The organism is Modestobacter sp. VKM Ac-2986, from assembly GCF_026967795.1.
Lineage (GTDB): Bacteria > Actinomycetota > Actinomycetes > Mycobacteriales > Geodermatophilaceae > Modestobacter.
Genome location: NZ_JAPVBH010000001.1, coordinates 555,206 through 571,411, shown reverse-complemented (window position 1 = coordinate 571,411; position 16,206 = coordinate 555,206). Strand labels below are relative to the sequence as shown.

The 16,206-nt window shown below is 73.2% G+C and carries 17 protein-coding genes; 6 read left to right on the top strand and 11 right to left on the bottom strand.

Features of this window, described 5'->3' with window-relative positions; all coding sequences use genetic code 11:
* Positions 1-38: 38 nt before the first annotated feature.
* The 3 genes from O2W14_RS02750 to O2W14_RS02740 are packed head-to-tail and all read right to left on the bottom strand — an operon-like array spanning position 39 to position 2,906.
* A complete protein-coding gene (locus O2W14_RS02750) occupies positions 39-1,349 on the bottom strand; it encodes a TRAP transporter large permease (protein ID WP_269174561.1) in 1,311 nt (436 codons plus the stop codon).
* Positions 1,346-1,861, bottom strand: a complete 516-nt coding sequence (locus tag O2W14_RS02745; protein ID WP_269174560.1) for a TRAP transporter small permease — start codon at positions 1,859-1,861, stop codon at positions 1,346-1,348. The genes O2W14_RS02750 and O2W14_RS02745 overlap by 4 nt, the downstream gene beginning before the upstream one ends.
* A 31-nt stretch (positions 1,862-1,892) precedes the next feature.
* A complete protein-coding gene (locus O2W14_RS02740) occupies positions 1,893-2,906 on the bottom strand; it encodes a TRAP transporter substrate-binding protein (RefSeq protein ID WP_269174559.1) in 1,014 nt (337 codons plus the stop codon).
* Between the two features lie 175 nt (positions 2,907-3,081).
* Here O2W14_RS02740 and O2W14_RS02735 point away from each other — a divergent pair, with 175 nt between their 5' ends.
* The 4 genes from O2W14_RS02735 to O2W14_RS02720 are packed head-to-tail and all read left to right on the top strand — an operon-like array spanning position 3,082 to position 6,487.
* The gene (locus tag O2W14_RS02735) at positions 3,082-4,125 is read left to right on the top strand and encodes a zinc-dependent alcohol dehydrogenase (protein WP_269174558.1); all 1,044 of its coding nucleotides are present in this window, start codon (positions 3,082-3,084) and stop codon (positions 4,123-4,125) included.
* A gap of 36 nt (positions 4,126-4,161) precedes the next feature.
* Entirely contained in the window at positions 4,162-4,917 is a 756-nt protein-coding gene (locus O2W14_RS02730) for an SDR family oxidoreductase (RefSeq protein WP_269174557.1), read from the top strand.
* Complete coding sequence (locus O2W14_RS02725; RefSeq protein WP_269174556.1) at positions 4,914-5,525, top strand: bifunctional 4-hydroxy-2-oxoglutarate aldolase/2-dehydro-3-deoxy-phosphogluconate aldolase; 612 nt, start codon at positions 4,914-4,916, stop codon at positions 5,523-5,525. Before O2W14_RS02730 ends, O2W14_RS02725 begins: the two co-directional genes overlap by 4 nt.
* On the top strand, positions 5,522-6,487 hold the full coding sequence (locus tag O2W14_RS02720) for a sugar kinase (RefSeq protein ID WP_269174555.1): 966 nt from the start codon (positions 5,522-5,524) through the stop codon (positions 6,485-6,487). The genes O2W14_RS02725 and O2W14_RS02720 overlap by 4 nt, the downstream gene beginning before the upstream one ends.
* Before the next feature lie 135 nt (positions 6,488-6,622).
* On the opposite strand, the gene O2W14_RS02715 is transcribed toward O2W14_RS02720, so the two are convergent.
* The 7 genes from O2W14_RS02715 to O2W14_RS02685 form a co-directional block, all read right to left on the bottom strand.
* Positions 6,623-7,165 carry a MarR family winged helix-turn-helix transcriptional regulator gene (locus tag O2W14_RS02715; protein ID WP_269174554.1) on the bottom strand — a complete coding sequence of 181 codons (543 nt, stop codon included), beginning with the start codon at positions 7,163-7,165 and terminating at the stop codon, positions 6,623-6,625.
* A 44-nt stretch (positions 7,166-7,209) separates the two neighbouring features.
* Complete coding sequence (locus O2W14_RS02710) at positions 7,210-7,641, bottom strand: heat shock protein transcriptional repressor HspR (protein ID WP_269174553.1); 432 nt, start codon at positions 7,639-7,641, stop codon at positions 7,210-7,212.
* On the bottom strand, positions 7,638-8,879 hold the full coding sequence (gene dnaJ / locus O2W14_RS02705) for a molecular chaperone DnaJ (protein ID WP_269174552.1): 1,242 nt from the start codon (positions 8,877-8,879) through the stop codon (positions 7,638-7,640). The genes O2W14_RS02710 and dnaJ overlap by 4 nt, the downstream gene beginning before the upstream one ends.
* 79 nt (positions 8,880-8,958) lie before the next feature.
* Entirely contained in the window at positions 8,959-9,531 is a 573-nt protein-coding gene (grpE, locus tag O2W14_RS02700) for a nucleotide exchange factor GrpE (protein ID WP_269174551.1), read from the bottom strand.
* 187 nt (positions 9,532-9,718) lie between these two features.
* Positions 9,719-11,599 carry a molecular chaperone DnaK gene (gene dnaK / locus O2W14_RS02695; RefSeq protein ID WP_269174550.1) on the bottom strand — a complete coding sequence of 627 codons (1,881 nt, stop codon included), beginning with the start codon at positions 11,597-11,599 and terminating at the stop codon, positions 9,719-9,721.
* Between the two features lie 219 nt (positions 11,600-11,818).
* Positions 11,819-12,934, bottom strand: coding sequence for a DUF1700 domain-containing protein (locus tag O2W14_RS02690; protein WP_269174549.1), 1,116 nt, complete (start codon positions 12,932-12,934; stop codon positions 11,819-11,821).
* The gene (locus O2W14_RS02685) at positions 12,931-13,257 is read right to left on the bottom strand and encodes a PadR family transcriptional regulator (protein WP_163609909.1); all 327 of its coding nucleotides are present in this window, start codon (positions 13,255-13,257) and stop codon (positions 12,931-12,933) included. The genes O2W14_RS02690 and O2W14_RS02685 overlap by 4 nt, the downstream gene beginning before the upstream one ends.
* 170 nt (positions 13,258-13,427) lie before the next feature.
* On the opposite strand from O2W14_RS02685, the gene O2W14_RS02680 reads away from it, so the two are divergent.
* The gene (locus O2W14_RS02680; protein ID WP_269174548.1) at positions 13,428-13,985 is read left to right on the top strand and encodes a hypothetical protein; all 558 of its coding nucleotides are present in this window, start codon (positions 13,428-13,430) and stop codon (positions 13,983-13,985) included.
* Positions 13,986-14,050: 65 nt separating this feature from the next.
* On the top strand, positions 14,051-15,346 hold the full coding sequence (locus tag O2W14_RS02675; RefSeq protein WP_269174547.1) for a CynX/NimT family MFS transporter: 1,296 nt from the start codon (positions 14,051-14,053) through the stop codon (positions 15,344-15,346).
* Between the two features lie 25 nt (positions 15,347-15,371).
* On the opposite strand, the gene O2W14_RS02670 is transcribed toward O2W14_RS02675, so the two are convergent.
* Positions 15,372-16,145, bottom strand: coding sequence for a methylase (locus O2W14_RS02670; RefSeq protein WP_269174546.1), 774 nt, complete (start codon positions 16,143-16,145; stop codon positions 15,372-15,374).
* Positions 16,146-16,206: the final 61 nt, after the last annotated feature.

Genomic DNA, 16,206 nt, shown 5'->3' with positions numbered 1-16,206 from the left:
GTCTCCTGAGAGGTGGTGTCGGACGGGGGGACCGGACGTCACTCGACGAGGCCGGCCAGGCGCGGCAGCCACAGCGACACGTCGGGCACGAAGACGACGACGAACAACATGACGATCAGCACGACGAGGAAGGGCACCATCCGCCTGATGACCGGCTCGAGCCTCGTCTGGGCCACCTGGGTGCCGACGAAGAGCACCGGAGCGGAAGGTGGCGAGATCACGGCGATCGAGAGGTTGAAGACCATCATGATCCCGAAGTGCACCGGGTCGACGCCGAAGGAGACGGCGATCGGCAGGAAGATCGGCACGAAGATCAGCAGGGCCGGCGTCGGGTCGAGCGGGATGCCGATGACCAGGAGCACGATCATCATGATCAACAGCACGACGACCTTGGAGTCGGTCCAGCCGAAAAGCGACTCGGCGATCAGCTGGGGCAGCCGCGCGTACGTGAGGATGTAGCCCATGATCGACGAGACCGCGATCAGGAAGATCACGATCGCGCTCGTGCGGCAGGCGTCGTAGAGGATGCCGCCGAGGTCGCGCACCTTGATCGTGCGGTAGACGAACGACAGCAGGAGCGCGTAGACGACCGCGATCGCCGAGCCCTCGGTGGGCGTGAAGAAGCCGGCCACGATGCCGCCGATGGCGACCACGATGAGCCCGAGCGAGGGCAGGGCCTGCAGCACGGTGGTGAGGAGGACGCCCCAGCCGGGGAACGACTGGCCCTTCAGGTCCGGGTGGCGGCGCGCGTAGAAGTGGACGACGCCCGCGCACCCCAGGGCCCACAGCAGGCCGGGCACGTAGCCGGCCAGGAACAACGCCCCCACCGAGGTCCCACCGGCGGCCAGCGAGTAGATGATGAGCGTGTTGCTGGGCGGGATCAGCATCCCCGCCGGTGCCGAGCTGACGTTCGTGGCCGCCGACATCGCGGGGTCGTACCCGCTCCGCCGGAGCATCGGCGTCATGGTCGAGCCGACCGCGGCCGCGGTGGCCACCGCCGAGCCCGACACGGTGCCGAAGATCGTGTTGGCGATGACGTTGCTCTGCAGGAGCGATGCCGGCGCGCGCCCGACCAGCACGCGGGCGAGGTTCACCAGCCTCTCGGCTATCCCCCCGTTGTTCATGATGACCCCGGCCAGCACGAAGAACGGGATCGCCAGCAGCGCGAAGGAGTTCGCGCCGCGCAGCATCTGCTGGGCGGAGGTGATGGCCCCGTTGTCGAAGCCCGCCACCAGCATGAGGCAGACGGTCGAGGGCAGACCGATGGCGATCGAGACCGGCGCCCCGATGGCCAGGAGGACGACGAGGCCGGCGATGAGGACCAGCCCGATGACGAGTGGGTCGATCATGCGGTCGCCGCCTTCGGGTCCTCGTGGAAGCCCTCGCGGCCCGCGAAGTCGCGGGACAGGGCGTGGGCGATGTGCAGGACCAGGTAGAAGATGATCAGGGCTCCGGAGATCGGCAGCGCGAGCGAGAGCTGGCCCTGGGTGAGGGGCAGCAGCGGGTTCGTCTGCTCCCACGCCCGCCTCGACTGCTCGATGCCGCCGAAGATCATCACGTAGCTCGCGAAGGCGAGCACCGTGAGGTAGGCGAGGACGTCGACGACCCGCTGCCAGGGGACCGGCAGCTTCTCCACGACGAAGTCCATGACGACGTCCGCCTTCTCGCCGATCGCGATGGAGATGCCGATCAGGCTGACCCAGACGAACGTGTAGCGCGCGGCCTCCTCGCTCCACGCGCTCGGTGCGTCCAGGACGAGGCGGGTGAAGACCTGCCAGACCACGAGCAGCACGAGCACGGCGAACAGGACGACGCAGAGGGCCCGCAGGGTGCGATCGAGCCAGCGGCGGACGACGGTCATGGACTTCCTCCGGTCGAGGGGACGGCCGGGATCAGCCGCGAGCGGCTTCGATGGCGTCGTACACCTGCTGCTGGCGCTCGGTCGTCACCAGCTCGTCGTGGAGCGGGAGCACGACCTCACGGAACGCGTCGGCATCCGACTCGACGAACGTCGCGCCGGCCGCTTCGGCGTCGGCCCGGGCCGTCTCGACGGCGGCGTCGAAGGCGGCGAGCTCGCTGTCGATCGACTCGGCGAGGAGCCCCTCGAAGACGCCTCGCGTCTCCTCGTCGAGCGAGCTCCACGTGTTGGGGCTGGCGATGAGGTAGTCGGGCATCATCAGGTGCCCCGTGGAGGAGTAGAACGGGGCGATCTCGTCGTGCGAGAGCGACGAGTAGATGAGCTCGTTGTTCTCGCCGCCGTCGATGACGCCGGACTGGATCGCGGTGTACACCTCGTCCTGGGCCATCGGGGTGCCGACGCCGCCCATGAGCTCCATCATGCGGACGTTCGTGTCCGAGCCGATCACCCGGATCTTGAGACCGGCGAGGTCCGCGGGGGTCTCGACCGCCTTGTCCGTGTACACGTTGCGCACACCGCCGTGGTAGGCGGCGAGCACCTCGATGTTGTCCTGCGAGAGCGAGTCGTACAGCTCGCCGACGACCGCCTGGTCGTTGAGCACCTCGAGCTGGTGCTCGGGGGACTCGTAGACGTAGGGCAGGTTGACCACCGAGAAGTCGGGCTCGAGGCTCTCCAGCAGCGAGCCGGCGACGAAGGCGAAGTCGATGGTGCCCGACTGGACCTGCTCGATGGTGGCCTCCTGCGAGCCGAGCGTGCCGTCGGGGAACAGCTCGAGCCGGTAGCGGCCGCCGGTCTCCGCCTCCAGCTTGTCCGACAGCTCGAGGATCGCCTTGGCCTGCGGGTGCGCCTCGTTCTGGTTGAAGGCCACCCGGAAGACCCGGGTGTCCCCGCCGCCGCCCTCGCCGGACTCGGAGCCGCAGCCCGCCAGGGTGAGGGCGAGGACCGCTCCGGTGGCCACGACGCTCGCGATGCGCTTCTGCCCAAGCATGAGGACTCCTTCTCGATTCGGCGCCGGTCACCTTTGAGCCGGCGCGTCGACCTGGGTGCACTCTACGCAAACGGAACCTGGTTTCACCAGATGGAACTTTTCACGGAACTGTGTTCCACTCTCGTGACCGGCAGCGTGCTCAGCGCGTGTCGACAGCGCTCGGAGGGGAGTCCTGGTGGGAGCTCGCGAGTACACGGGCGGAGGGCGGGCCGCGGCCTACGCCGGTGCGGGCCGGATCGAGGTGAGGGACAACGCCGTCACCGGCCCGGGTCCGGGTCAGGTGCAGATCCGCGTCGCCTACTGCGGCATCTGCGGCACCGACCTGCACATCCTGCACGGGGACATGGACCACCGCGTGAACCCGCCGCAGGCGATCGGCCACGAGATGAGCGGCACCGTCGAGGCCGTCGGCGACGGGGTCGGGAGCGTGCGGCCGGGCGACCCCGTCACCGTCATGCCCCTGGACTGGTGCGGCGACTGCCCCGCCTGCCGCGCGGGCCACCAGCACATCTGCCAGCGCCTCGCCTTCGTCGGCATCGAGACCACGGGCGCGATGCAGGAACTGTGGACGGTGCCCGAGTCGGTCGTCGTCCCCCTGCCCGCCGGGATGTCGCTGGAACACGCGGCCCTGGTCGAGCCGCTCGCGGTCGCCTCGCACGACGTCCGCCGCTCACGGCTGACCGAGGGCGAGACCGCGCTGATCATCGGTGGCGGGCCGATCGGTCAGCTGATCGCCCTGGTCGCCGCCCAGGCCGGCGCGCACGTCGTCCTCAGCGAGCCCAACGCCGGACGTCGCGCCTTCGCCGCCCGGCACGGTGCGACCGTCGTCGACCCGGTCGAGGAGGACCTCGCCGCGCGGGTGCAGGAGCTCACGGGTGATGCGGGAGTCGACGTGGTGTTCGAGGTCGCCGGCGTCGCCGCGACCGCACTCGAGGCGACGGCGCACGCCCGCACCCGGGGCCGTGTCGTCATGGTCGCGATCCACCCACGCCCCGTGCCGATCGACCTGCACCGGGTCTTCTGGCGCGAGCTCGAGCTGATCGGCGCGCGCGTGTACGAGCGCGAGGACTTCGAGCACGCGATCGCCCTGATCGCGCGCGGAGCGATCCCCGCCGACGAGCTGATCACCGCGACCGTGCCGCTCGAGCGCACCGCCGAGGCGTTCGAGAGCCTCGCCCGCGCCGAGTCGATGAAGGTCCTCATCGATGTCCAGCACTGACCTCTCACCGACCGACCGCCAGATGGGACCACCAGCATGACCGCGATGTTCGACCTCACCGGCTCCACCGCCGTCGTCACCGGCGCACGCCGGGGCATCGGGTTCGCCATGGCCGAGGCGCTCGCGGTCGCGGGCGCCGACATCATCGCCGCCTCCGCCGGCCAGGAGGAGGACGGCGGCGAGATCGGCCGCCGCGTGCGCGCACTCGGCCGCGCGTTCGAGGGTCACCGCGTCGACTTCCGCGACCGTGCGGCCGTCGCCGCCTTCGGCGCGGAGGTGGCCGGCCGCACCGACGTCCTCGTCAACAACGCCGGGACCATCCGCCGCTCCCCCGCGGCCGAGCACCCCCTCGAGTGGTGGGACGAGGTGCTCGACGTGAACCTCAGCAGCCAGTTTGTGCTCACGCAGCAGATCGGCCGGTCGATGGTCGAGCGCGGGCGCGGCAAGGTGGTCTTCACCGCGAGCCTGCTCAGCTTCCAGGGCGGCATCAACGTCCCCGGCTACGCCGCGGCCAAGTCGGGCATCTCCGGACTGACCAAGGCGCTCGCCAACGAGTGGGCGCCGTTCGGCGTGACGGTGAACGCGATCGCCCCCGGCTACATCTCCACCGACAACACCGAGGCGCTGCGCGGCGACCCCGAACGGTCCGAGGCGATCCTCGCGCGCATCCCCGCTGCCCGCTGGGGCCAGCCCAGCGACCTCGGTGGCGCGACGGTGTTCCTGGCCTCGCCCGCCTCGGACTACGTCACCGGCGTGGTCCTCCCGGTCGACGGCGGGTGGCTCGGACGATGAGCGAGGACCACCGGCTGTTCACCCACCGGGTGGTGCCGCTGGCCTCGGTGTCGCACCCCGACACGATCGAGGCGATCGGTGAGGGCCTCGTCGCCGGCGGGCTCCCCGTCGTCGAGGTGGCGCTGCGGGGCGAGTTCGGCATGACGGCGGTGCGGCGCCTGGCCGAGCGCGGCGACCTGCTCGTCGGCGCGGGCACGGTGCTCTCGGCCGATCAGGCGCGGGCGGCCGTCGACGCGGGCGCGCAGTTCCTCGTGAGCCCCGGTCTGGACGTCGAGGTCATCGCGTTCGCGCACGCGGCCGGCGTGCCGATGGTGCCCGGCGTGATCACGCCCACCGAGGTGCAGCGCGCCCGCGCAGCCGGGCTCACGCGACTGAAGCTGTTCCCGGCCGGGGTGTTCGGCGGGCTGTCGCTGATCGATGCGTACGCGTCGGTGTTCCGCGACGTCCGCTTCATGCCGTCGGGCGGCGTCTCCCCCGGCAACCTCACCGACTACCTCGCGCGGGCCAGCGTCTTCGCGGTGAGCGGCAGCTGGATCACGCAGGCCGCGGCGGAGGGCGTCGAGGCCGTCGCCGCCCGCGCCCGCGAGGCCGTCGAGGTGGCCGGGTGAGCACCTCCCCCGCTGATGTCGTCGTCCTCGGCGAGAGCCTCGGCCTGCTCGTCGGGGAGCAGACGGGGCACCTCTCGCGCGGCGACCGGATGCGGCTGACGTTCGGCGGCGCCGAGAGCAACGTCGCGATCGGGGTCTCCCGGCTGGGGGGCTCGGCCGCATGGATCGGCCGCCTGGGCGCGGACGCGGTCGGGGCGATGATCGCGCGCGAACTGCGCGCCGAGGGCGTGGCCGTGCACGCGGCGAGGGAGTCGACGGTGACGACCGCGCTCATGCTCAAGGAGCGCGTGCGCCCCGGCGCCAGCCGCATCACCTACTACCGGCGCGGGCAGGCCGGCAGTCGGCTGTCACCGGCCGACGTCCCGGCCGACGTCGTGACCTCGGCGACGGTGCTGCACGTGACCGGCATCTCGGTGGCGTTGGGCGAGGCCCCCCGGGCTGCTGCGATGCACGCCGTCGACCTCGCGCGCGCGAGCGGGACGCTCGTGTCGTTCGACGTGAACCACCGCGCGACGCTCGTCGAGGACCTCGACCGGACGAGAGAGGGCTACCTCGCCCTCGCCGAGCGCGCCGACCTGCTCTTCGCCGGCAACGACGAGGCCGAGCTGCTCACCGGCGAGAGCGACCCGGAGCGGCAGCTCGACGCGATGCTCGCGCTCGGTGCCCAGCAGGCGGTGGTCAAGCTCGGCGAGGCCGGCGCGATCGCCGCGACCGCGAACGGCGACCGCCTGCGCCAGGGCGCGTTCCGGGTGTCGGCCGTCGACACGGTCGGCGCGGGGGACGCGTTCGTCGCGGGCTGGCTCGCCTCGTTGGTGGACGGTGAGGACGTCGCTGCCCGGCTCGACACCGCCATCCGCTGCGGAGCGCTGGCCTGCCTGACCGAGGGCGACTGGGAGGCGGCCCCGACGAGGGAGGACCTCGCCTCGCTGGACCCGGGCCACCTCGACCCCGTCTCGCGCTGAGGAGCTCTCCCTGGCGCCGGTGGACCGGCCGGGACGTCGGGGCGGGTCCACGGCGCGCGCACCGGCCCACCCCAGGAGCGGCCGGGCGGATCGACCAGCGCCCTCGCGGCGTCCGTGCGCGCCCCGGCGCCGGACCTACGGGCGGTCGGGGGCCGAGAGCTGCTTCAACTCGGCCTCGCGCGCCTCGCCGAGGCGGTTGAGCCGGCCGAGCAGCGTGGCGAGCGTGGCGACGTCGGTGGTGTCCCAGCCGGAGAGGTCGGCCTCCCAGCGGGCGCGGCGCGCGTCGCGCAGCTCGCTGAGCCGGGCGTGCCCCTCCTCCGAGGTCGACAGCACCTGCGCGCGGCCGTCGTCGGGGTCGGCGGCCCGGTCGACCAGCCCGAGGTCGACCAGCGAGGCCACCTGCCGGCTGACCGTGCTCTTGTCCAGGCCGAGGCGGGCCACCACGTCGCTTGCGCGCAGCGGGCCGGCGTCGTCGAGCAGGACGAGGAGGCCGTAGGCGGCGCCGTCCAGCTCGTGGTGCAGCTGCCCGGCGAGCCGGGCCTGGATCGCCCGGCCGCGACGGAGCAGCAGTGCGACCTCGCGCTCGAGGGTCACGAAGGCCTCATGGCTGTCGCCGGTCCGGAGGACCTCGCCGGAGGCGCTCCCGGCGTCGGTGCGTGCTGCGCTGTCGACGGTCACGGTGTTCTCCACGCTCGGGGCGGACTGTGCGTTCCCGGAACCTGTCACGGATGACCCCCGGGGCGCCAGACCACCAGCGCCGAACTGGACGTCCGGGGCACCAGGTCACGCCGGTAGGTGGCCGACACGGCGGCCTCGGCGGCGATCCGGCCGGTCTCGGCGACGTCGAGCTCGACGAGCAGCTCGGCCACCCGGGCCTGCAGCGCCTCGACCCGGGACTCCAGCTCGATGATCCGCTTGATGCCGGCCAGGTTGACGCCGTCCTCCTGGCTCAGCCGCTGCACCTCGCGCAGCAGCGCGACGTCGCGCGGGCTGTAGCGGCGGCCACCGCCAGCCGTGCGCCCCGGCCGCACCAGGCCCAGCCGGTCGTACTGCCGCAGCGTCTGCGCGTGCATCCCGGCCAGCTCGGCAGCGACCGAGATGACGAAGACGGGTGCGTCCTCGGCGAAGGACCGCCCCGCGTCGGGCAGGGTCATCGGGCACCTCCGTTCCGCAGCATGTCGGTGATCTCCGGCCGCGGGTCGTCGGGCAGCTCCGCGGCGAGCTCCTCGATCGCCTGGCGGGCGCCGGGGGTCAGCCGGGCCGGGACGGCGACCTCGACGGTGACCAGCAGGTCGCCCACGGCGGCCTTGCCGACCACGCCACGGCCGCGGACCCGGAAGGTGCGGCCACTGGCGGTGCCGGCGGGCACCTTGAGCGAGACCGAGCCGTCGAGAGTGGGCACGGTCAGCGTCGTCCCGAGAGCGGCCTCGGCGAAGGAGACCGGCACGGTGAGGGTGAGGTCGTCGCCGGTGCGGCCGAACAGCTCCGAGCCGGTGACGTGCACGACGACGAAGAGGTCCCCGGCCGGTCCGCCGCGCCGCCCCGGGGCGCCCTTGCCGGCCAGCCGGATGCGCTGCCCGTCCTTGACCCCGGCTGGGATGCGGACGGTGATGGTGCGCGTCTGGTTGGTGACGCCGCTGCCCTTGCACTCCGGGCACGGGTCGTCGACCACGGAGCCGGTGCCGCGGCACTCCTTGCAGGGCTCGGAGAAGGCGAAGGCCCCCTGGCTGCGGCTGGTGACGCCGGCGCCGTTGCAGACCGGGCAGGTGTGCGGGCTGGTGCCCGGGCGCGCGCCGTTGCCGGAGCAGGTGCCGCAGGTGCCCGGGCTCTGCATGCGCAGCGGCACGGTCACGCCCAGGACGGCCTCGTCGAAGGCCAGGGTCGCCTCGGTCTCGACGTCCTGCCCGCGGGCCGGGCCGGTGCCCGCGGTACGGCCACGGGTGCCGCCGGCACCACCGGGTGCTCCGGCGCCACCGGTGAACAGACCGCCGAAGAGGTCGCCGAGCCCCCCGGCGCGGCCGCCGGCGCCGGGCGCCCCGGCACCGCCGAAGATGTCGCCGAGGTCGAAGGCCTGGCCGCCGCCCGCGCCGCCCCCGGGGAACCCACCGGGGAAGCCGCCCGAGCCACCGGCGCCGGGCCGGAACCCGCCGGAGCCGAACAGCCGGCGGGCCTCGTCGTACTCCTGCCGCCGCTTGGGGTCCGAGAGCACGTCGTAGGCCTCGGAGACCTCCTTGAAGCGCTTCTCGGCCGCGGCGTTGTCCGGGTTCTTGTCCGGGTGCAGCTCACGGGCCAGCTGCCGGTAGGCCTTTTTGATGGCCGCGGCGTCGGCGTCCTTGGCGACGCCCAGGGCCGCGTAGTAGTCCTTCTCGATGAAGTCCCGGGTGCTGCTCATCAGGCGCCTCCTCTCTGCAGTGCTGACGGGCGGGCCCCGCCCCCGTGTACCGGGGGCGGAGTCCGCCGGGTGGTCGTGCTCAGCCGGCGGCCGGGCCCGGCTGGTCGATCTCGCCGTCGACGACGGCGGCCGGCTGGGCCGCCGGGGTCTCGGGCTCGGTCACCCCGACCATGGCCGTGCGCAGCACACGGTCGCCGCGCCGGAAGCCCGGGCGCAGCACCGTGGTGATGGTCGGGACGGTCACCTCCGGGGAGGTGTCGCTGAGCACCGCCTCGTGCAGCGCGGGGTCGAACGGGTCGCCGGGCACCCCGAAGGTGACGACGCCGAGCCCGTCGAGCAGCCCCAGCACGCGGTCGGCGACCACCTTGAAGGCGCCGGTCAGGTCGCCGTGGTCACGGGCGCGCTCGATGTCGTCGACGACCGGGAACAGCTGGGCGGCGAAGCGCTCGGCCGCCTGGTCGACGACCAGGGTGCGGTCGCGGTCGACCCGCCGCCGGTAGTTCGCGTACTCGGCGGTGACCCGCTGCAGGTCCTCGGTGCGCTCGGCCAGCTGCCGCGTGGCGTCGTCGGCCTCGGCGGCCGGCTGGTCACCGGAGGCGGCCAGCGCCTCGTCGAAGCCGCTCATGTCGATCTCGTGCTCGTGCTCGCTCATGTGTTCTCCCTGGTCGGGCGGGGCGCCGGCCGCACGGGTGCCGGCCGGCACCGGTGCCACGCCGCTGGTCGGGTCGCGGTGCCGCTCGTCCCGGAGGACAGCGGCTCCTCGTCCTGCTGGCTCGTGGTCTCCCCGGCTGCCACCGGCCCGGGGGCCGGGCCGGTGGCAGCGGGGTGGACCGCTGGGGTCAGCGCTTGTCGGACTCGTCGTCCACGATCTCGGCGTCGACGACGTCGTCGTCGGAGCCGGCGGCGGAGTCGGACGCGGTCGCGCCGGTGGCGCCACCGAACCCGGCCTCACCCGCGGGACCGGACGCGCCGTCGGCCTGAGCCTGCGCGTAGAGCGCACCGCCGACCTCCTGCGAGACCCGGGCGACCTTCTCCTGGGCGGCCTTGATGGCGGCGATGTCGGAGCCACCGAGGGCCCCGCGCAGCTCACCGAGGGCCTCGCCCAGCTCGGTCTTCTTGTCCTCGGGGATCTTGTCGCCGTTCTCCGCGAGGAACTTCTCCGTCTGGTACTGCAGCGACTCGGCGAGGTTGCGGGTCTCGGCGTCGTCGCGACGCTTCTTGTCCTCCTCGGCGTGCGCCTCGGCGTCGGCCATCATCCGCGCGATGTCGTCCTTGGGCAGGGCCGAGCCGCCGGTGATGGTCATCGACTGCTCCTTGCCGGTGCCCAGGTCCTTGGCGTGGACGTGCACGATGCCGTTGGCGTCGATGTCGAAGGCCACCTCGATCTGCGGGACGCCGCGGGGTGCCGGGGGCAGACCGGTCAGCTCGAACATGCCGAGCTTCTTGTTGTAGGAGGCCATCTCGCGCTCGCCCTGGAAGACCTGGATCTGCACGGAGGGCTGGTTGTCATCGGCCGTCGTGAAGATCTCCGAGCGCTTGGTCGGGATCGTGGTGTTGCGCTCGATGAGCTTGGTCATGATCCCGCCCTTGGTCTCGATGCCCAGGGACAGCGGGGTGACGTCGAGGAGCAGGACGTCCTTGACCTCACCGCGGAGGACACCGGCCTGCAGCGCCGCACCCACGGCCACGACCTCGTCGGGGTTGACGCCCTTGTTGGGCTCCTTGCCGCCGGTGAGCTCGCGGACCAGGTCCGACACGGCCGGCATGCGGGTCGAGCCACCGACGAGGACGACGTGGTCGATGTCGCCGACCTTGATGCCGGCGTCGCGGATGGCCTGGTTGAACGGGGCCTTGGTGCGGTCGAGCAGGTCCTGGGTCAGCCGCTGGAACTCCGCGCGGGTGATGGTGATGTCCAGGAACATCGGGCCGTCGGCCCCGGCGGTGATGTAGGGCAGGTTGACGTTGGTCGACTGCGCGCCGGACAGCTCGATCTTGGCCTTCTCGGCGGCCTCGCGGAGGCGCTGCATGGCCAGCTTGTCCTTGGACAGGTCGACGCCGCTGGTGGCGTTGAAGGACTGCACCAGGTGCTTGACGATCCGCTCGTCCCAGTCGTCGCCACCGAGCTTGTTGTCACCGGCGGTGGACTTGACCTCGATGACGCCGTCACCGATCTCCAGCAGGGACACGTCGAACGTGCCACCGCCGAGGTCGAAGACGAGGATGGTCTGCTCGGTCTCGCCCTTGTCCAGGCCGTAGGCCAGCGCGGCCGCGGTGGGCTCGTTGACGACGCGCAGGACGTTGAGGCCGGCGATCTCACCGGCCTCCTTGGTGGCCTGGCGCTGGGCGTCCTCGAAGTAGGCCGGGACGGTGATGACGGCCTCGGTGACCGGCTCGCCCAGGTAGGTCTCGGCGTCCCGCTTGAGCTTCTGCAGGATCCGCGCGCTGATCTCCTGCGGGGTGTACTGCTTGCCGTCGATGTCGCCGGTCTTCCAGCTGGTGCCGATCTCGCGCTTGACGCTGCGGATCGTGCGGTCGACGTTCGTGACCGCCTGGTTCTTGGCCGACTGGCCGACGAGGACCTCGCCGTTGCGGGCGAACGCCACGACCGAGGGGGTGGTGCGCGCACCCTCGGCGTTGGCGATGACGGTGGGCTCGCCGCCCTCGAGGACCGCGACGACCGAGTTCGTGGTGCCGAGGTCGATTCCGACTGCGCGTGCCATGGAAGGCCTCTCCTGTGGTCGTGAGTGGGTGGTGCTGGTCGAGGAGTCGAGGGACCACCGCGCGCTCACCAGAGCCATGCGCCGGGTCCGCTCAACTTTCCTGCCCAGCCTAACGGCAGACCCCTCGCCGGTGTTCCCGCCCCCGTCCACCTCCTCCACACGCACACCACCGCACGTCCCCGGCTCGGGGACGTGCGGTGGCGGTGGACGGAGCCGGGGTCAGTTGCCGGCTGCCCCGGTCGGTGTCGCAGGGGCCGGCGCCGGGGTCGGGACGGCGCCCGTCGGGAGGGCCGAGGTCGGCGCAGGAGCCGGGACGGCGGACGTCGGGACGGCGGACGTCGGGACGGCGGACGTCGGGACGGCCGGGGTCCCGGTGGCCGCCGCCGACGGGAAGACCGGCAGCGACACCTCGGGCCGGTCGGTGACCAGGTCGCACAGCGCCGGGTCCTCCAGGCCGCCACCGGTCGGGTCCAGCACGTAGGTCTGCGGGAACGCGTGCGGCACGGGGACGCCGTCGGCCGCCAGCGGCTGGCGCAGCACCCGGCTGCACCCGTCGGCCCACCACTCCTGGACGCCGACCTGCAGCGGGCGCCCGTCCTGGTCGTAGAGCAGCACGCCCTGCAGCGGGGTCCCGTCCGCGGCGTAGGGCAGCACGTCGGTGACCGGCCCGTACCGCGACACGAGCGGGAAGTCGCCGACGGCCTGGTCGTAGACCACCGGGGTGGCGTAGTCGACGTAGGTCGACGACTGCGTCCCGCCCACGGCCACCAGGAAGGACAGCAGCGCGAGCACCGCGCCGCCGACGGTCAGCAGCCGGGTGGCCGACGGCGTGAGCTGCCGGCGCCCGAGGACGACCGAGCCGGCGATCGCGCCCACCACCAGCAGCAGGCCGAGCACGTGACTGCCCAGCGCCGCGGGCACCGGGAAGTCCCACTGGCCGGCCAGTGCGCTGGGCAGGGCGATGAGCAGGTAGCCCCGCAGCACCCACCACGCCGGCCGCAGCTCGGCCCACAGCCGGCGGACCTCACCGGTCAGCGGGTGGGCCTCGACCTGGGCGAGCAGCCGCCGCAGCTCGTCCCGGCGCGGCGCCGGGCGGGCGCCGCCCTGCGCCGGGAGGCCGGCGGCGGCGCGGAGCTCCTCGGCATAGGCGGCCGGGGAGCCGAGCCGGATGACGAGGGGACAGTCGTCACCCTCCTCGGCCAGGGCCGCCAGGTGCTGCTCGAGGTCCTCCAGGAGCGCGGCCCGCTCGTCGGCGGGCAGGTCGGCGAGCTCGTGCTCGACGTCGGCCAGGTAGTCCCGGGCCTCCTGCGTCCCGGGGGCGATCGGCGCGGTCACGCCGGCGCCCCGTCGAGCAGGCCGTCGACGGCGTCGACGAACGTCCTCCACGTCTTGCCCGAGTCCTCCAGCACCGAACGCCCCCTGTCGTTGATCGCGTAGTACTTGCGGTGCGGTCCCTCGTCGCTGGGCACGACGTAGGACGTCAGCGCCCCCGCCTGGTACAGCCGGCGCAGCGTCCCGTAGACCGACGCGTCGCCCACCCCCTCCAGGCCCGCGGTGCGCAGCCGGCGGACCACGTCGTAGCCGTAGCCGTCGGCCTGGCGCACCACGGCGAGCACCGCGACGTCCAGCACGCCCTTGAGCAGCTGACTCGCGTCCACCGCCACCTCCTCCACCCGACGTCACCGGGTGGCGGCGTCCGCGGTAGTGCACCATGCACACTAGTGCGGACGGGCGAGGAGCTGCGGCGTGTCGGGGCCCGGACAGCGGGAGCGACACTGGAGCACATGACCGCCCGCCCGCAGGCCCGCCGCACGTCGGGCGGGCACCGATGACCTCCCCCGGCGGGGCCCGCCGCCGCGGGGACGCCGAGCGCGCCGCCGCCGACCGCAGCACCCGGATGCACTACGCCCGCGACGTCAACGACGAGCGGACCCTGGCCGACGACCGGCCGACGATCCGCCGGGGCCGCAACTGGACCTGGCTGGCCGTGGCGGTGGTCGTCTTCGCGGTGCTGGCCCTGGCCAACACCCGTGGGCCGGGCGACGTGCCGATCACTGCCGACTGCACGACCCCGCGGATCGCGGTCGAGACCAGCCAGGTCGTCGCCGGGACCCCGCTGCGCTTCCGGCTCACCGGGCCCGGGGAGACCGCCTACGTGGTGACCCTGGACGGCGCCCCGGTGCGCGGCGACGCCGGGAACACCGTGACCTACACCGAGACCGCCGCCGGACCGGCGCTGCGATTGCAGCAGTGCCTGAGCCCCACGCTGGTGCTGGCCACCCCGGCCGGCGACGGGCCGCACGAGCTGGCGCTGCTGCGGCTGGCCGAGGACGGCACGACCACCCCGGCCACCGCCGTGACGCTCACGGTGATCGGCACCCGCTAGGCCCACGGGGCACCGGCGGGACCCGCGGTGGGCAGCCGGCCGTGCCCGGAGCAGGATGACCGGACGTGACCAGCCGCGCTGCCGCACCGCCGACCGCCTCCTCGCGGCGGGGCCTGCTCCTGGTCGGGACGGCGATCGTGCTGACCGGCTTCAACCTGCGGACGGCGGTCAACAGCGTCGGCCCGGTGCTCGAGGAGATCGAGCGCGGACTGGGCATCTCCTCCGGGCTGGCCGGGCTGATCACCAGCATGCCGCTGATCTGCTTCGCGCTGATCGGCTTCGCCGGCCCGCCGCTGGCCGCCCGCTTCCGGGACGGGCACGTGCTGGCCGCGGCGCTGCTGGTCATGACCCTGGGCCTGCTCGCCCGGGTCTCCGTGCCCAACGTGGTGGTCTTCCTGCTGGGCACCGTGGCCACGATGGTCGGCGGGGCGCTGGGCAACGTGCTGCTGCCCGGCTTGGTCAAGCGCTGGTTCCCCGACCGGACCGGGCTGCTGGTGGGCGCCTACAGCACCGCGCTGGCCATCGGCGGCGCGGTCGCCAGCGTCTCCACCGCGCCGATCGCCGAGGCCGCCGGCATCGACGGCTGGCGCTGGGGACTGGGCATCTGGGCGGTGTTCGCGCTGATCGCGGCGTTGCCGTGGCTCGCCGTCCCGGTGCGGCCGGGCGCCTCGCGCGGCACGCACGTCGCCGTCCGGCTGCGGTCGCTGACCCACAGCCGGCTGGCCTGGCTGATGGCGGCCTTCTTCGGGTTGCAGGCGATGCAGGCCTACGTGATCGTCGGCTGGACGGCGCAGTACCTGCGCGACCAGGGCATGTCGGCGCACGCGGCCGGGTTCCTGGTCGGCCTCAACGCCCTGGTCGTCATCCCTCTCAACGCCGTCGTGCCGCTGGGCGCGGTGCGCCAGCACTGGCAGCGGCCGATGCTGCTGGGCTTCATCGCCTGCTACCTGGCCGGCTGGACCGGGCTGCTGCTCGCCCCGCTGACCCTCACCTGGCTGTGGGTCTGCCTGCTCGGCCTGGGGATGGGCACCTTCGCGATGATCCTGGCGCTGTTCGGCCTGCGCGGGCGCACCCCGGAGTCGGTGAGCGCGCTGTCGACCGTCGCCCAGGGCTGGGGGTACGCCCTGGCCGGGGTGGGCCCGCTGCTGGTCGGCCTGCTGCGCGGCCTCACCGGCGGGTACACCGGCATGTTCGTGCTGGTCTACGTGGGCGTGGCCCTGTTGCTGGTCACCGGCTGGAGCATCTGCCGGGAGCGCTACGTCGACGACGAGGTGCCCGGCCTGACCGCCGGCCGCGGGCCGGCGGACCCGGTGGCCGAGGTCGCCGGCCTCGACGCCCCCGTCGTCCAGCCGCGCTCCTGACCGGCCCCCTCCCGGGGGGCTCCGTCTAGACCGACAGCTGCAGGGCGCGGAGAAGCTCGGTCGCCCGGTCGCGGGGGAGCTCGGGTGACCGGGTGAGCAGGGCGACGGCGACGACGTAGGAGTCCGCGCCGGCCCAGCCGTGGCCGTCGGCGGTGATCGCGGCGATGTGCCGGGCGACCTTGGGCTCACGGCTGTAGGCGCCGAACTCCAGCCCCATGGCCAGGAAGTTGGCCACCTGGTAGCCGAGGTCGGCGGCGGTGGCCAGCGTGGCCGCGGGGTCGGAGTAGCTGGGCAGGGCGACCAGCAGGTGGTCGAAGCCGGCCTTGAGCAACCGCAGCACCAGGTCGTTGCCGTACCAGCCACCCCACAGCTCCGGCATCCGGATGTCGCCGTCCGGGGCAGGGATGTAGGGCGGGTTGGCGATGACGGTGGAGACGTCGCGGCCGGCCGGGGAGTCGGCCCAGGTGAAGAAGTCGCCGAGCTCGACGCCGTAGCGGTCGCTCACGCCCAGCCCGGCGATGGTCTGCCGGGCCTTCTCCACCGAGGTCGGGCTGATGTCGGTGCCGTGCACGCGCAGGCCGGGCACCGCCCGCACCACGTGGGCGATCGCCCGGGCGTCGCCGCTGCCCAGCTCGGCCACGCCCTCGGCCTGCCAGGGCACCAGTGAGGCGTACTGGGTGAGCAGCAGCTGCACCGAGAACGCGTAGTGCGCCGACTCCTCGGCGCAGTCGAAGAACCCGTGTCCCGGGTCGGTGGCCGGCGGCGGTGGGAGGAGCACAGCGGTGTCCCGGGGGTCCATGGGAAGCGCTCTACCCGCTGAGGCGCCCGTCATCCGGCCGTGCACGACAGTTCATCCCCCG

What these genes read in the sequence shown, in the direction of transcription:
- O2W14_RS02750 (WP_269174561.1), bottom strand. Translation starts at nt 1,349, where the DNA reads ATGATCGACCCACTCGTCATCGGGCTGGTCCTCATCGCCGGCCTCGTC.
- O2W14_RS02745 (WP_269174560.1), bottom strand. Translation starts at nt 1,861, where the DNA reads ATGACCGTCGTCCGCCGCTGGCTCGATCGCACCCTGCGGGCCCTCTGC.
- O2W14_RS02740 (WP_269174559.1), bottom strand. Translation starts at nt 2,906, where the DNA reads ATGCTTGGGCAGAAGCGCATCGCGAGCGTCGTGGCCACCGGAGCGGTC.
- dnaJ (WP_269174552.1), bottom strand. Translation starts at nt 8,879, where the DNA reads ATGAGCAGCACCCGGGACTTCATCGAGAAGGACTACTACGCGGCCCTG.
- O2W14_RS02725 (WP_269174556.1), top strand. Translation starts at nt 4,914, where the DNA reads ATGAGCGAGGACCACCGGCTGTTCACCCACCGGGTGGTGCCGCTGGCC.
- dnaK (WP_269174550.1), bottom strand. Translation starts at nt 11,599, where the DNA reads ATGGCACGCGCAGTCGGAATCGACCTCGGCACCACGAACTCGGTCGTC.
- O2W14_RS02730 (WP_269174557.1), top strand. Translation starts at nt 4,162, where the DNA reads ATGACCGCGATGTTCGACCTCACCGGCTCCACCGCCGTCGTCACCGGC.
- O2W14_RS02710 (WP_269174553.1), bottom strand. Translation starts at nt 7,641, where the DNA reads ATGACCCTGCCCGACGCGGGGCGGTCCTTCGCCGAGGACGCACCCGTC.
- grpE (WP_269174551.1), bottom strand. Translation starts at nt 9,531, where the DNA reads ATGAGCGAGCACGAGCACGAGATCGACATGAGCGGCTTCGACGAGGCG.
- O2W14_RS02680 (WP_269174548.1), top strand. Translation starts at nt 13,428, where the DNA reads ATGACCTCCCCCGGCGGGGCCCGCCGCCGCGGGGACGCCGAGCGCGCC.
- O2W14_RS02670 (WP_269174546.1), bottom strand. Translation starts at nt 16,145, where the DNA reads ATGGACCCCCGGGACACCGCTGTGCTCCTCCCACCGCCGCCGGCCACC.